Source organism: Streptomyces sp. NPDC001393, from assembly GCF_053597455.1.
Genome location: NZ_JBSFIH010000055.1, coordinates 1 through 14,886, shown reverse-complemented (window position 1 = coordinate 14,886; position 14,886 = coordinate 1). Strand labels below are relative to the sequence as shown.

Genomic DNA, 14,886 nt, shown 5'->3' with positions numbered 1-14,886 from the left:
GCTAGCGGATCTCGAGGATCTTCTCCCGCATCGCGTAGACCACGGCTTCCATCCGGGAGTGCAGCTGGAGCTTCTCCAGGATGTTGCGGACGTGGTTCTTCACGGTGTTCTCGGAGATGAACAGTTCCTTGGCGATGTCCCGGTTGTTCATCCCGGTGGCGACGAGCTTGAGGACCTCCAGCTCCCGGTCGGTCAGCCGTGGCGCGGGCACCAGGCGGCGCTCGTCGGTGCGCTGGATCATCGACTTGAACTCGGTGAGGAGCTTGGACGCCATGGACGGGCTGATCTGCGACTGCCCGTCGGCCACCGCACGAATGGCGGTCGCCACCTCGTCCGTGGAGATCTCCTTGAGAAGGTATCCGGTCGCGCCTGCCTTGATCGCCTCGTAGAGGTCGGCCTCCTCGTCGCTGATCGTCAGCATGATGATCTTGGCGCTGGGGGCGACTTCCTTGATGGAGGTGCAGGCCTCGATCCCGCCGCGCCGGGGCATGCGAACGTCCATCAGCACGATGTCGGGCAGCAGGTCGGCGGCCTTGTCCACGGCCTCGGCCCCGTCACCGGCCTCGCCGACGACCTGGATGTCCTCCTCGGCCGCGAGCACGATCTCCAGGCCGCGCCGGAAGAGGGCATGGTCGTCCACGACCAGGACTCTGATCGGCTCCGCGCGTACGGAGCCGGCGTCCGGGCCCGGGCCCATGCCGATGACACCGTCGTCGCCATCCTCGTCCCGCATCGGTCCGAAGGTGTCCGCCATCGTTCCTCCCCCTGAAGGCTGTGGCCTGTGGTCCTGTGCCATCGCCAACCCAAGGCAGCGGCCCACCGGTTGGGCCGGTCCGGCCATGATTTCATGCCCGCGTGGCGCCGGGGTGACGGGCGAGGCGTGAACCGGTCGCACACAGGTGCCCCTGGGGGCGCACACGCGCTTCCAGGGGCACCGGCTCGACACGGGCCGGACGGGTCAGCCGCCGAGCGTGCCACCTGCCGCGGGGGGCTGCGCCTCAGCGACCATCGGGTCCGTGCTGAGGTGGATCACACCGTAGTCGTAGGCGTGCCGCCGGTAGACGACGCTCGGTTCCTTCGTCTCCGCGTCGACGAACAAGTAGAAGTCGTGGCCGACCAGTTCCATCTCGTAGAGGGCCTGGTCCAGGCTCATCGGGGCGGCGACGTGGGTCTTCTCGCGGACGATGAGGGGGCCTTCGCCCTTGACCTCCAGCGAGCCGATCTTCTTCGTCGGCACTCCGTCCGTCTCTTCCTCATGGACGGGGAGGCCGTTGCCGTTCAGCGTCGCTGCGCCCGGGACGTGGTCGGGAACCTCGGCCGCCGAGATCCGGCGTGCGCCCCGGCGCGAGAACCGCTTGTCGTGCTGCTTGCGCAGCCGGGCGTCCAGCTTCTCCGCCGCCAGGTCGAGTGCCGCGTACGGGTCACTGGCCGCTGCTTCCGCCCGGATCACCGGACCGCGGGAGCGGAGGGTGATCTCCACTCGGTCACAGCGGTCGGCCTGTCGGGGGTTGGGCTCCTTGGACACCTCGACGTCGAGGCTGATCACCTTGGCATCGAGCCTCTGGATCTTCTCCAGCTTCAGCTTCTCGGCCACGTGCTTGCGGAACCGCTCGGGCACCTCGGTCTTGCGGCCTTTGACGACGATGTCCACGCAGAACTCCGTTCCCGGATCGCTCCGCTCCATCGGCGGAGCATCTCCCTCTTGCACCAGGTCCGGTGATCACCGGACCTCGGACTCGGTGACTTCCACCTCCTCCTCCCCCAAGGACGAGATCTCCACCCCACCGGCACGGGTGATTGCCGAAAACCCGTGGCACGGCATTCCGATATGAGAGGTGTGGCCTGCGCCTTTCCTCACAACCGAACATATCTCGCCCGGACGGATGTCGTCACCCTCTACTCCGGCGTACCTCCGTTCAGGTGAATTACCCCTCTCACTACCTGCAACGATGCAGGTCGGCGGTCAGTTCCTGTTTATTTCGAAAGAATCCAGCGGAGCGGCGATCACGGCCGCACGGAGCGCATGCCGGAGGGGGTTCGCGGCCGTCTTTTCCGGTGCACCATGCACCCACTTCCCGCTCTCCCACCGCGCTCCGATCCGTCGTTCATCCCTTCCTTCCCGAGTTACGTCCCCGTACACGACTGTTCTCACTCCAGTTCCCTCCTCTGCCACCTCCCGGACAGCACGCGCCGCCTCCGCGAGGCTGGCGCCCGTCGTGATCAGGTCGTCGACGAGCACGACGCGCCCCGCGCCGAGCAGCCGGCCACCGCCCGCCGTCACCTCCAGCGCGCCCGCGAGGTTGGCCAGGCGCCGCCGCGCGTCCAGCCCGGCCTGGTCAGCCACCGGCCGCCGCTGGCACAGCACGGCCGCCACCCTGGCCGGCGTGCCGGTACGCCGCAGCTCTCCGGCCGCCGCGAGCGCCATCCGCCGCACCGGATCGTGCCCACGCGCCCGCACGGCCCACCGGGCGGAGGGCACAGGGACGAGCAGCACGGGCCCGGCACCCCCGGCAACGGCCCCGGCGCCGCTCCCGCCGAGCCCGGCCCGCACGGCTCCCGCCAGAGCCCTGCCCAGGGCCCCCGCGAGGGCCAGCGCGCCGCGCTCCTTGTGCGCGAGAAGCAGCATGCGCACCTCCTCCGCGTAGGGAGCCACCGCATGCACCGCCGGCAGCCCGGCCGGCTCCGGCACCAGTCGTACCCGCCGCGGCGCACGGCCGTACAGCGCGGCCCGGCACCGCGGGCAGAGGGCCGTACGAGGTGCTCCGCAGCCCGCGCAGTCGGTCGGCAGCACCAGGTCGGTGAGGTCCTGCCACCACCCCCGCATGTCCACCACTGTGCCAACCCGGAAGCAGCCCGGCCACCCCTGTGGAAAACGTCCTGTGGACAACCCGGAGAAGCGCACACCGCCCGTCACTCACACGGGTGAAGGGCGATGCGGCCGCCCGGGGCAGGGAACGCGCGCGACACTCAGCCCGGATAGATCGGCGCCGTCCCGTCCTTGTCCACCTTCTGCCACTGCGACCCGGACGGCAGCCGTACGATCCCGTCCTCCGAGCAGGCCACCAGCGGCACCCGCTCGTCCTCGGACGCGGCGATCGACTTCACGCCGGTGAGCGCGCCCGGCGCCGGCCCGTCGAGTGTGGATCCGTCGACCTGGACGTACCGCATCTGCAGCACGCCGCCCTGCTCCCGGCCGACCACGAGCAGCCTGCTGTCCCCGGCCCACGACAGGGCGCTGACCTCTTCCAAGTCGGGCGCCGCCGACCGCAGTTCGACCACCGACGTGCCCTGTCCGGTGCCGTCGTCGCGCTGGATGCGGCCGATGAGCAGGGACTGCCGGCCGTCCTTCCCCTCCACCACCAGAGCGATCCGCACCCCGTCGGCGGCGACCCGCGCGTCCCTGATCCGGCCGGACAGGTCCGGGACCGCGACCGCCTGCGGTTTGGCGGCGCCCTGTTCCAGGACGTACAGCCGCGGACGGAGCGGGTCCCGGTCGGCCACCCACAGGTCGCCGCGGGCGTCCCAGCTCGGTGTCGTCAGCCGCTCGCCCTGGGCCGCACCCTGGCTGGTCACCAGCGCCTGGCCCAGCGAACCGCCCGACGCCAGCGACGTCACGTACAACGACCTGCCCTGGTCGCCGACGCCGGCCCCGCTGTGCTCGTCCCGCGACACCGCAACCGACTCGAACGTCCTGCCGCCCTCGCCCAGCGGACCCGGCACGGGTACGGCGCTGGTGGTGGTACTCCCGGTCGGCATCCGCACCAGCCGGTGCCTGCCGTCGAGGTAGTACAGGTTCTCGGGGCTCTTTGCCGACCCGCGCCAGGCGGTGGCCTCGGCGCGCTCCTCGCTCAGGTCGCACAGCCGGTGGCCGCCGACGCCCTGCAGCTCGACGGACTCCAGCGTCGGCGCCAGGTTCCGCAGCGTGAACAGCACCTGCGTCGCCATCTCGGTGCACCTGGTCGCCGCGACCTGCGAAACCTTCAGGTTCAGCGGCACGGTCAGCTTGTTCTGGTCGTCCGGCGCCAGCCCCGACACGTCCTTCTGCAGGGCCGTACCGGACGGGAAGCTGGACCTGACGACCGGCCCGAGCCAGCGGGTGGGACCGGTCAGCAGCGAGCGGACCACCTGTGTCATCGGGTCCACCTTGCTGCGCACGAACACCGGATCGGCAACCGCCACCGGCTCCCCCGTGGACCGGACCGTCGTGTCGGAGGCGAAGTAGTACTTGTCGACGGAGGTGTAGTTGCGCTGGAAGTCCGACTTGCCCATGACCACACCGTCGGGCAGTGCGTCGATGCGCCACTGCCCGTTCTTGGGATCGCGGGTGAGGTGCAGCTTCTTGCGGTAGGAGTCGCCGACCGGCTCGTACGCCTGCTGCGCGTCCACGGTCGCGACCCTGCTGCCCGCCAGGACACACGTGACGCTGTTGGCCCGCTCCTGGCCGATGCCCGGCCGGCAGTCCGGCTCGATGCTCGGCCCGTTCGCGAGGACCGTGGTCGACTGCTCCGGCCGCCAGGTGCGCGCCGCGTCGGGCGTCAGGTACTTGCGAGCCGTGTCGTACGCCGGGTCGTCGCTGGTCAGCGCCTCCAGGAAGCCCTGCATGATCTCGGCGGGACCGGCGCCCTCGGCCGGTGGCATGGCGAACACCCGGACCCCGGTGTCCTGCCGCGGCGTGGACTCCACGGTCCGCAGGTCCCCGCTGTCCGGCATCGAGGCACACCCTGCCAGCAGTACGGTCCCCAGGGCGGCGTACGCCACCGCGCGTCCCGGCCGGGGCCGGGCGCCCCCCCTGCGGTCAGCGCCCACGAAATGCCTCCCCTGGCTCGGTCGAGTCCTGCGCATCGGCCGCGTCCGGCCGTGTCGCGCCCGCACCGGGTGCCGGACGCATGGTGGGTTTGTCGTCCGCGCGCGGCGCGCCACCGGTGGGCCGGGGCACCACGCGCGCGCCGTTGCCGTTGCCGGGCAGTGCGGCCGGGTCGGCAGCCGGGGCGGCAGGGGCCACCCGCGGTGCGATCGAGGCGCGCGGCGGCAACGCGGACGTCTGGGCGCCGCTCGGCTGCACGGGAACGGTCGCCCGCTTCTCCCCGCCTCCGCCGGGCAGACCGGCCTCGTCGAGGCCGCGGTTGCGGCGCGAGTCCTTGGGCTCCAGCGGTATCGGCGAACCCCGCAGCGGCTCGTCAGCGGTTCTGGGCAGCGTCAGCCGGAACTGGGAGCCACCACCCGGCTCGCCCCAGGCCTGCAGCCAGCCGCCGTGCAACCGCGCGTCCTCCAGGGCGATCGACAGCCCGAGACCCGTACCTCCGGTGGTACGCGCGCGTGCCGGGTCCGCCCGCCAGAAGCGGCTGAAGACCCGCGTCGCCTCGCCCGGCTTGAGTCCCACGCCGTAGTCGCGCACCGCGACGGCGACCGCGCCGCCCGCGGAGGCGAGCTTGACGATGACGTCCTTGCCCTCGCCGTGTTCCACGGCGTTGACGACGAGGTTGCGCAGCACGCGCTCCACACGGCGGGCGTCGGCCTCGGCGACGACGGGCTGCTGGTCGCCGAGCACGCGTATGTGCGTGCCCTTGCGCTCGGCGAGCGGCTCGGCGCCGCTGACCACGCGCCGGACGACCTCCCTGAGATCTATCGGCTCGGCCTCCAGCGCCGCCGCACCCGCGTCGAAGCGGCTGATCTCCAGCAGGTCCGCGAGCAGCGACTCGAACCGGTCCAGCTGGTCGGCGAGCAGTTCGGCCGAGCGCGCGGTCACGGGATCGAAGTCCTCGCGCGCCTCGTGGATCACGTCCGCGGCCATGCGGACGGTGGTCAGCGGGGTGCGCAGCTCGTGCGAGACGTCCGACACGAACCGGCGCTGCATCCGCGACAGGTCCTCCAGCTGCTGGATCTTCACCTGGAGGTTCTGCGCCATCTTGTTGAAGGCCTCGCCCAGGCGCGCGATGTCGTCCTCGCCGGTGACCTTCATCCGCTCCTGCAGCCGCCCGGCGGACAGCCGCTCGGCGATCCCGGCCGCCATCCGCACCGGCGTGACGACCTGGCGCACCACCAGCCAGGCGATCGCGCCGAGCAGGACGACGACGAACAGCCCAGCGGTCGCGAGCGTGCCCTTGACCAGACTCAGGGACTTCTCCTCCTGCGTGAGCGGGAAGAGGTAGTACAGCTCGTACGGCCGCCCGTTGGGGTCGTTGACCTGCTTGCCGATGACCAGCGCCGGCTGTGACTCCTTGCCGTTGGAGTACACGATCCGCGTGTAGCTCTGGGCGGCCATCGTGCCGCCGTTGACCTTCTCGCGCAGGTCGGCGGGCACGCTGGAGGTCGGGTTGACGTTCCCGGAACCGCGCGGACTGCGGCCGCCGCCGCTGTCGTCGCCGACGGGCAGCGTGACGACGTCGAAGGCGCCCGCGCCACCGCTGGACAGCGACTCCACCAGGTCGCTCATCCACTGGATGACGTTCTGGGACTGCCGGCCGTCGGCGGTCGCGGTGCCGTCGGCGGCGCCGCTCCCGGCGGCCGCGCCCGTACCGGAGCCACTGGCCGCCTCGTCGGCCTTCTGCTTGGCCACCGCGAAGCCGCCCGTGGCCTGACTCTGCGAGGCCTTCACCTTCGCGTCCAGCAGGCCGTTGCGCACCTGCCCGATCACGACGAAGCCCAGCAGCAGGACGACACCCAGGGACATCACCAGCGTTGTGGCGACGACCCGCAGCTGGATGTTGCGCCGCCACAGCCGCATCACCGGCAGCAGCGGTCGGCGCACCCAGCGCAGGAACAGCCTGATGACCGGGCTGCCCTGGACCCCGCCCTCGAGCAGGCCGCCCTCGAAGAGATTCCTGAACCGGGCACCCGCCGTCCGGCCGACAGGCCGCCCCGGACGGGCCCCGGACCGACCGGGAGCCGAAGCGGCGCTGTCCCCGGACATGTCAGCTCGGCCCGGCCTTGTAACCGACACCACGGACGGTCACCACGATCTCGGGCCGCTCCGGGTCCTTCTCGACCTTGGAACGCAGCCGCTGGACGTGCACATTGACAAGCCGCGTGTCGGCGGCGTGACGGTAGCCCCACACCTGCTCGAGCAGCACCTCACGGGTGAACACCTGCCACGGCTTGCGGGCGAGCGCGACCAGCAGATCGAACTCCAGCGGAGTCAGCGCAATCGACTGCCCGTCCCGCTTCACCGAGTGCCCGGCCACATCGATCACCAGGTCACCGATGGTCAGCTGCTCCGGAGCCGGCTCCTCCGACCTCCGCAGCCGCGCCCGGATCCGGGCGACCAGCTCCTTCGGCTTGAACGGCTTGACGATGTAGTCGTCGGCGCCCGACTCCAGGCCCACGACCACGTCGACGGTGTCGCTCTTGGCCGTGAGCATCACGATCGGCACGCCGGACTCGGCCCGGATCTGCCGGCACACCTCGATGCCGTCCCGACCGGGCAGCATCAGGTCGAGCAGGACCAGATCGGGCTTGGTCTCCCGGAAAGCGGCCAGCGCCTTGTCACCGTCGGCTACGAAAGACGGCTCAAAACCTTCACCACGCAGCACGATGCCGAGCATCTCGGCCAGTGCGGTGTCGTCGTCGACGACAAGGACTCGTCCCTTCATAAACGACATCATCCCATTCTCGTAACAGTGACAGAGGCGCTGGTGAGCGAGGTCACTGGCCGGTGACGATAGTCGTACGAGGCCGTCACTGTCTGCCCCTGTCCGCCGTCGCCGGCCATAGACCGGGGAAGCGGAGGGGGCAGAGCGCTTCTTCGCCGGGTGTGGTCGAGCCGGCGCCGGCCCATCGGCCGGTCGTTACCCGGCGGCCCTGGCGCACAGCTCCGCAAGCCCCTCGGCCGTCACGGGTGAGACCACCCCCTCCTCGGTGACGATGGCCGTCACCAGCTCCGGCGGCGTCACGTCGAACGCCGGGTTGTACGCCTGGGTCCCCAGGGGTGCCACCGGAACACCGCCTCCCGCTCCCGTCACCGGCACCTGAGGCGCGGCGATCTCGGTCACCTCGAAGCCGGGTCGCTGCTCGACCTCGATGGACGCCCCGTCGGGAGTGTCCGGATCGACCGTCGTCACCGGCGCCACCACGATGAACGGCACATGGTGGTACCGCGCCAGTACGGCGAGCGGATAGCTCCCCACCTTGTTCGCCACCGAGCCGTCGGCCGCAATCCGGTCCGCCCCCACCAGCACCGCGTCCACCTCACCGGCCGCGAGCAGCGAACCCGCCGCGTTGTCGGTGAGCAGGGTGTACGCCATGCCGGTGCGGGCCGCTTCGTACGCCGTGAGGCGCGCACCTTGCAGCAACGGACGCGTTTCGTCCACCCACAGCCGCCGCAGCCGCCCCTCACGATGCGCCGCCAGGGCCACCGCGAAAGCCGTGCCCTCCCCTCCCGACACCAGCGAACCGCTGTTGCAGTGGGTGAGGATCCGGTGCCCGCCGCCGGGCAGCAACTCGTTCAGCAGCGCCAGTCCGTGAGCCGCCATCCGGGCACTGGCCTCGGCGTCCTCCCGGTGCAGCGCCCGCGCCGCGGCCAGTGCCGCCGTCGCCGCCTCGGTGGGATCGCCGCTCTTCGCCAGCCCGGCCTGATACGCGGCGTGCGCCCGGCGCACGCCGACGGACAGGTTCACCGCGGTGGGCCGGGCACCCTCGAGGCCCCGCGCCGCCTCGGCCACGTCGAAGCCACGCGCGGCGGCGAGCGCGACGCCGTACGCCCCCGCGATCCCGAGAAGCGGCGCCCCGCGCACGGCGAGCGAACGGATCGCGTCCACCAGCGCCGGCGCATCCGTGCACACCAGCTCGACCTCCTCGGTCGGCAGCCGCGTCTGGTCGAGAAGGACCAGCACAGGGCCTTCGGGTGGTTCCTCCCATCGGATCGCAGGTATCTCGGTCGGCCGCTTGTCCCCGTCGGTTCGCACCTGCTGATCATCCATGCGGTCAGTCTGCCCCGGATCCGGCGGACAATTGAAGGCATCCCGCGCCCACCGCGGCCGGTCCCTCGATGACCACCCCATGGCACGATGGCTGCCAACCTGCCGCCGCGACCGCGGACGGGCACCGAGAAGGAGCTTCGATGACAGACACTCCGGGCTGGGCCTCGCCCGGAACCGCCCCGTCGAACGAGGGACGGGAACCGGGCGCGTCCGGTCCCGCCGAGCCTGCCGACCGCCCCGGCGACACCGCACCCACGCCGCAGCCGGGTGCCGACACGCAGGGCCCAGGCGTGAAGTGGTCCAAGGAGCAGCCGCCACCCGGCCAGTGGTCCGCGCCCACCGGTGCCCCCAGCCCCCACCAGCCCCCGCCACCCCCGCCGCCCGGCCCGGGCTGGACCCAGCCGCCGGGTGGCCCCGGCGGCCACGGAGGCGGGTACGACGGCCCTCCCGGCGGGTACGCCGGCCCTGGCGGTTACGGCGCCTGGGGCGGCGGCTGGGGCGGTCCCCCGCCCGCGGCCAAGCCCGGTGTCATCCCGCTGCGCCCGCTCGGCGTCGGCGAGATCCTCGACGGCGCCGTCTCCACCATGCGCACCCACTGGCGCACGGTCCTCGGCATCTCGCTGGCGGTCTCCCTGCTCCTGAACACCAGCATGGTTCTGCTGCAGGGCTTCGTCCTGAACGACACCGCCGTCCAGTCGACGATCAACGACCCGAACAACGCCAGCCCCGGCGAAGCGCTCCACGCCCTGCGCGAGACCATGATCGGCACCGGCATCGTCTCGGTGATCCGCACGGTCGCCATCATCCTCCTGACCGCCCTGCTCACGACCATCACCAGCCGGGCCGTCCTCGGCAGGTCGATCACCGCCGGCGAGGCCTGGCGCGAATCCCGCCCGCAGATCCTGAAACTCTTCGGACTGCTGATCCTGCTGGGCCTGATCTTCGCCGGTGTCGTACTCGTCGGTGGACTGCCCGGCCTCCTCGTCGCGCTCGCCGGCAACAGCGACGGCGGCGCCGCACTGCTCGTCCTCGGCCTCCTCGCGGCCACCGTCGTCGGCGTATGGCTGGGGATCCGCTTCTACCTGGCCGCGCCCGCCCTGATGCTGGAACGACAGGGCATCGTGAAGTCCCTGAAGCGCTCCGCGAAGCTCGTCCGCGGCTCCTGGTGGCGCACCTTCGGCATTGTGCTGCTCACCCTGCTCATCACCGTCATCGTCGCATCGGTCATCTCCATCCCCTTCACCCTCATCGGGGCCGCCGTCAGCGGCGACAGCACCGGCGACGTACTCGGCACCACCGGCGGACCCATCGGCTGGCCCGCCCTGATCATCCGGGGCATCGGCGCACTGATCGGCACCACACTCACCCTGCCGATCAGCGCGGGCGTCACCGTGCTCCTCTACATCGACCAGCGCATCCGCCGTGAGGCCCTCGACCTCGAACTGGCCCGCGCCGCCGGCGTCCAGAGCACCGGCGGCCCCGGTCCCGTCCCAGGGAGCTGACGTGGGTCTCACGGGGGGAGTACTCACGGCGGCGGCACCGGCCTGCGTCGGTGGCACGGTCGTACGAGGCCTGCTGCGCACGGCGGACACGGCCGCCCGCGCAGCGGGCGGCTCGGGAGACGGGCCGCCCGTGACCACCCCGCGCGATCCCGCGCGGGAGGCGGCTCGCCGAGAGCTGTCCAAGCGGCTGTACCACGAGAACGACCCCGGGCTGTTCCAGCGCGCACTGAACGCGTTCTGGGACTGGCTCGACCGGCTGTTCAACTCGGCCGCCTCGGCGACACCCGGCGGCACGACGGGCCTGGTCGTCGTCATCCTGTTCATCCTCGCCGTCCTGGGCGCCCTGTGGTGGCGCCTGGGCACCCCGCGCAGGCAGCCCTTCTCCACCGCCGCCGCCCTGTTCGACGACGGCCCCCGCAGCGCCGCCCAACACCGCGCGGCCGCCGAGGCACACGCGGCCCAGGGCCACTGGAACCAGGCCGTGCAGGAACGCATGCGGGCCATCGTCCGCTCCCTGGAAGAACGCACCCTGCTCGACGTCCGCCCGGGCCGCACCGCCGACGAAGCGGCAGCCGAGGCCGGCCGGACCCTGCCCGGACACACCGACCGACTACGGTCCGCGGCCCGCGAGTTCGACGACGTGACATACGGCGGACGCAGGGCGACCGAGCAGTCGTACCACCGCATCGCCGAACTCGACCGCGACCTGGAACGCGCAAGGCCCGCCCTTGCCCACAGCACCACCAGCACGGCCCACGCCACCCACCAGGGGGCCACCGAGTGACCGCCGAGGCCACGCTGCCGACGACCTCCACCGCGCCCACCGTCCGCCAGGTGTGGACCCGCACGCGAGGCATCGCGCTCGCCGCCGTGCTCATCCTGGTGGCGGCAGTCGCCATGGCGGCCGTACGGTCCACCGACCGGCACGGCGAACTGGACCCGCGCTCCGCCGACCCCTACGGCAGCCGTGCCGTCGCCCAACTCCTCGCCGACCGGGGCGTCTCCACGCGCGTGGTCACCACGCTCGGGGCCGCGCGGGACGCCGCCCGGTCGGACACCACTCTCCTGGTCGCCGTACCCGACCTGCTGACGACCCGTCAACAGACCGAATTGCGCAGGGCCACCGCGGCCTCCGGCGGACGCACCGTCCTGGTCGCGGCCGGCAGCCCCTCCGTCGAACGACTCGCCCCCGGAGTCACCGCAGACCCCGCCACCAGCAGCACCACCACACTCGCCCCCGGCTGCACCCTGCCCGAGGCCCTGCGCGCGGGCAGCGCCGACACCGGCGGCATCCGCTACACCACCACCCGACTCGACGCCGCCCGCTGCTACCCCAGCGCGCGTCTCGCCACCCTGCTGCGCATCCCCGAGGCATCCGGGGGCGGCGACACCGTCGTACTCGGCGCGCCCGACATCCTCTACAACGACCGCCTCGACAAGCAGGGCAACGCCTCGCTCGCCCTCCAACTCCTCGGCTCCCGCCCCCATCTGACCTGGTACCTCCCCTCACTCTCCGACACCTCGGCCACCGGCACCGGCGACCACAACAACTTCCTCGACCTGCTCCCCTCGGGCTGGCTCTGGGGCACCCTGCAGCTCTTCGTCGCAGCGGCCCTCGCCGCCTTCTGGCGGGCACGCCGCTTCGGTCCCCTCGTACCCGAAAAACTCCCCGTCGCGATCCGCGCCTCCGAGACCACCGAAGGCCGCGCCCGCCTCTACCGCAGGGCCGACGCCCGCGACCGCGCGGCCGCCGCTCTTCGCTCCACCACCCGCACCCGCCTCGCCCCCCTCGTCGGCGTCCCCGTCACCCAGGCGCACACGCCCGAGGCCCTGCTCCCCGTCCTGTCCGCCCACCTCACCGGCGACCAACAGGCCCTGCACTCCCTCCTCTTCGGACCGCCGCCCGGCGACGACGCGGCCCTCATCGCACTCACCGACCAACTCGACGCCCTCGAGAGAGAGGTACGCCGTTCATGATGGACCCGACCACTGACAACGCCGGGAACACCGGGGACGCGGGCACCGCCCGAGCCTCCCTGGAAGCCCTGCGCGCCGAGATCGCCAAAGCCGTGGTCGGCCAGGACCCCGCCGTGACCGGCCTCGTCGTCGCCCTCCTGTGCCGCGGACACGTTCTGCTCGAAGGAGTCCCCGGAGTCGCCAAAACGTTGCTCGTCCGCGCCCTGGCCTCCGCACTCGAACTCGACACCAAACGCGTCCAGTTCACCCCCGACCTGATGCCGAGCGACGTCACCGGCTCCCTCGTCTACGACACCCGCACCGCCGAGTTCTCCTTCCAGGAGGGCCCGGTCTTCACCAACCTCCTGCTCGCGGACGAGATCAACCGCACCCCGCCCAAGACCCAGTCGTCCCTTCTCGAAGCCATGGAAGAGCGCCAGGTCACGGTCGACGGCACCCCGCGCCCGCTCCCCGAACCGTTCCTCGTCGCAGCGACACAGAACCCGGTCGAATACGAGGGCACCTATCCCCTCCCTGAAGCCCAACTGGACCGGTTCCTCCTCAAACTGACGGTCCCTCTGCCCTCCCGTCAGGACGAGATCGACGTACTGACCCGCCACGCCTCGGGCTTCAACCCACGGGACCTGCGTGCCGCCGGCCTCCGCCCCGTCGCCGGACCCGCCGACCTGGAGGCGGCACGCGCCGCCGTGGCCAAGACGACGGTGTCCCCCGAGATCACCGCATACGTCGTGGACGTCTGCCGCGCCACCCGCGAGTCGCCCTCCCTCACCCTCGGCGTCTCCCCGCGCGGCGCCACCGCTCTCCTGGCCACGTCACGCGCCTGGGCCTGGCTGACGGGGCGCGACTACGTCACCCCCGACGACGTCAAGGCACTCGCCCTGCCCACCCTGCGCCACCGGGTCCAGCTGCGTCCCGAGGCCGAGATGGAAGGCGTGACGGCCGACTCCGTCATCAACGCGATCCTCGCCCACGTCCCGGTGCCCCGCTGATGGCACTCACCGGACGCGCCGCCCTTCTCGCCGCCCTGGGCTCGATCCCCGTCGGCATCCTGGAACCCGGCTGGACGGGCATCCTCGCCGTCAACGGCCCCCTGGCCCTCGTCTGCGCCTGCGACTACGCGCTCGCCGCCCCCGTACGACGACTCGTCCTGTCCCGGTCCGGCGACACCTCCACCCGTCTCGGGGAAACCGCCGACATCACGCTCACGATCACCAACCCGTCCCGCCGCCCCCTGCGGGCACAGATGCGGGACGCCTGGCCACCCAGCAGCTGGCAGCCGGGCACCGAGATCGAGGCCTCCCGCCACCGCCTGACCGTCCCCCCGGGCGAGCGCCGACGCGTGACAACCCGACTGCGCCCCACCCGCCGCGGTGACCGCCAAGCCGACCGCGTGACGATCCGCTCCTACGGCCCCCTCGGACTGTTCTCCCGCCAGGGCACCCACAAGCTGCCCTGGTCCGTACGGGTTCTACCCCCGTTCACCAGCCGAAAGCACCTGCCGTCGAAACTCGCCCGATTGCGTGAACTCGACGGCCGCACCAGCGTGCTGACCCGCGGCGAGGGAACGGAGTTCGACAGCCTGCGCGAGTACGTCCCCGGAGACGACACCCGCTCGATCGACTGGCGAGCCACGGCCCGCCAGTCCGCTGTCGCCGTCCGCACCTGGCGCCCGGAACGCGACCGTCACATCCTCCTCGTCCTGGACACCGGCCGTACCTCGGCCGGCCGCGTGGGCGACGCACCACGCCTCGACGCCTCCATGGACGCCGCACTCCTCCTCGCGGCGCTGGCCTCCCGAGCCGGCGACCGCGTGGCGCTCCTGGCGTACGACCGCCGGGTACGGGCCCTGGTCCAGGGCCGCTCGGCAGGAGACGTACTGCCGGGCCTGGTGAACGCGATGGCCCCGCTGGAACCGGAACTCGTCGAGACCGACGCCCGGGGTCTGACCGCGGCCGCTCTGCGTACGGCACCTCGCCGATCCCTGCTCGTGCTGCTCACGACGCTCGACGCGGCCCCCGTGGAGCAGGGTCTGCTCCCCGTGCTGACGCAGCTCACTCAACGACACACCCTTCTTGTCGCCTCGGTGGCCGACCCGCACATCGCACGAATGGCAGAGTCCCGAGGCAGCGCTGAGGCGGTGTACGAGGCAGCGGCGGCGGCACAGGCACAGAGCGAGCGCCAGCGCACCGCTGAGCAGCTACGACGACATGGCGTGACGGTGGTGGACGCGACGCCGGAGGATCTGGCGCCGGCGCTGGCGGATGCGTACCTGGCTCTGAAGGCGGCGGGCCGACTCTGACTCCACACTGGCTCCGCCGCCTCTTCGGGGTACGGCGGAGTACTGCGGGTCCTGAAATGCAGAAAGGCCCACGCCAGTTGGCGTGGGCCTTTCCCAAGGATTGTTCGGCGGCGTCCTACTCTCCCACAGGGTCCCCCCTGCAGTACCATCGGCGCTGTGAGGCTTAGCTTCCGGGTTCGGAATGTAACCGGGC

The 14,886-nt window shown here is 71.8% G+C and carries 12 protein-coding genes and 1 rRNA gene; 5 read left to right on the top strand and 8 right to left on the bottom strand.

Annotated features, from left to right (window positions below; translation table 11 throughout):
- Position 1: 1 nt before the first annotated feature.
- The 7 genes from ACWC2T_RS37225 to mtnA all read right to left on the bottom strand — a co-directional run bounded on the left by ACWC2T_RS37225 (position 2) and on the right by mtnA (position 8,915).
- Positions 2-754 (bottom strand): response regulator transcription factor, encoded by a 753-nt coding sequence (locus ACWC2T_RS37225; RefSeq protein WP_351206988.1) that lies wholly within the window; start codon positions 752-754, stop codon positions 2-4.
- Positions 755-958: 204 nt separating this feature from the next.
- Positions 959-1,651 carry a ribosome hibernation-promoting factor, HPF/YfiA family gene (gene hpf / locus ACWC2T_RS37220; protein WP_388759058.1) on the bottom strand — a complete coding sequence of 231 codons (693 nt, stop codon included), beginning with the start codon at positions 1,649-1,651 and terminating at the stop codon, positions 959-961.
- Positions 1,652-1,963: 312 nt separating this feature from the next.
- Positions 1,964-2,824 (bottom strand): ComF family protein, encoded by an 861-nt coding sequence (locus tag ACWC2T_RS37215; protein WP_450674758.1) that lies wholly within the window; start codon positions 2,822-2,824, stop codon positions 1,964-1,966.
- Positions 2,825-2,967: 143 nt separating this feature from the next.
- A complete protein-coding gene (locus ACWC2T_RS37210) occupies positions 2,968-4,806 on the bottom strand; it encodes an LpqB family beta-propeller domain-containing protein (RefSeq protein WP_450674757.1) in 1,839 nt (612 codons plus the stop codon).
- Positions 4,796-6,910 carry an MtrAB system histidine kinase MtrB gene (gene mtrB, locus ACWC2T_RS37205; RefSeq protein ID WP_450674756.1) on the bottom strand — a complete coding sequence of 705 codons (2,115 nt, stop codon included), beginning with the start codon at positions 6,908-6,910 and terminating at the stop codon, positions 4,796-4,798. Before mtrB ends, ACWC2T_RS37210 begins: the two co-directional genes overlap by 11 nt.
- A gap of 1 nt (position 6,911) precedes the next feature.
- A complete protein-coding gene (gene mtrA / locus ACWC2T_RS37200; protein ID WP_351206979.1) occupies positions 6,912-7,601 on the bottom strand; it encodes a two-component system response regulator MtrA in 690 nt (229 codons plus the stop codon).
- 183 nt (positions 7,602-7,784) lie between these two features.
- Positions 7,785-8,915: an S-methyl-5-thioribose-1-phosphate isomerase gene (gene mtnA, locus ACWC2T_RS37195; protein ID WP_450674755.1), complete on the bottom strand. Its 1,131-nt coding sequence runs from the start codon at positions 8,913-8,915 to the stop codon at positions 7,785-7,787.
- Between the two features lie 140 nt (positions 8,916-9,055).
- Here mtnA and ACWC2T_RS37190 point away from each other — a divergent pair, with 140 nt between their 5' ends.
- Genes ACWC2T_RS37190 through ACWC2T_RS37170 form a run of 5 tightly spaced genes read left to right on the top strand, consistent with a single transcriptional unit; the run spans position 9,056 to position 14,693 of the window.
- Positions 9,056-10,417 carry a glycerophosphoryl diester phosphodiesterase membrane domain-containing protein gene (locus ACWC2T_RS37190; protein WP_450674754.1) on the top strand — a complete coding sequence of 454 codons (1,362 nt, stop codon included), beginning with the start codon at positions 9,056-9,058 and terminating at the stop codon, positions 10,415-10,417.
- 1 nt (position 10,418) lies between these two features.
- Positions 10,419-11,201, top strand: a complete 783-nt coding sequence (locus ACWC2T_RS37185; protein WP_450674753.1) for a DUF4129 domain-containing protein — start codon at positions 10,419-10,421, stop codon at positions 11,199-11,201.
- Positions 11,198-12,394, top strand: coding sequence for a DUF4350 domain-containing protein (locus tag ACWC2T_RS37180; RefSeq protein WP_450674752.1), 1,197 nt, complete (start codon positions 11,198-11,200; stop codon positions 12,392-12,394). The genes ACWC2T_RS37185 and ACWC2T_RS37180 overlap by 4 nt, the downstream gene beginning before the upstream one ends.
- Positions 12,394-13,383, top strand: coding sequence for an AAA family ATPase (locus tag ACWC2T_RS37175; protein WP_450674782.1), 990 nt, complete (start codon positions 12,394-12,396; stop codon positions 13,381-13,383). The genes ACWC2T_RS37180 and ACWC2T_RS37175 overlap by 1 nt, the downstream gene beginning before the upstream one ends.
- Positions 13,383-14,693 carry a DUF58 domain-containing protein gene (locus tag ACWC2T_RS37170; protein WP_450674751.1) on the top strand — a complete coding sequence of 437 codons (1,311 nt, stop codon included), beginning with the start codon at positions 13,383-13,385 and terminating at the stop codon, positions 14,691-14,693. The genes ACWC2T_RS37175 and ACWC2T_RS37170 overlap by 1 nt, the downstream gene beginning before the upstream one ends.
- Positions 14,694-14,795: 102 nt before the next feature.
- Here ACWC2T_RS37170 and rrf read toward each other — a convergent pair.
- A 5S ribosomal RNA gene (gene rrf / locus ACWC2T_RS37165) occupies positions 14,796-14,886 on the bottom strand; the annotation flags it as partial.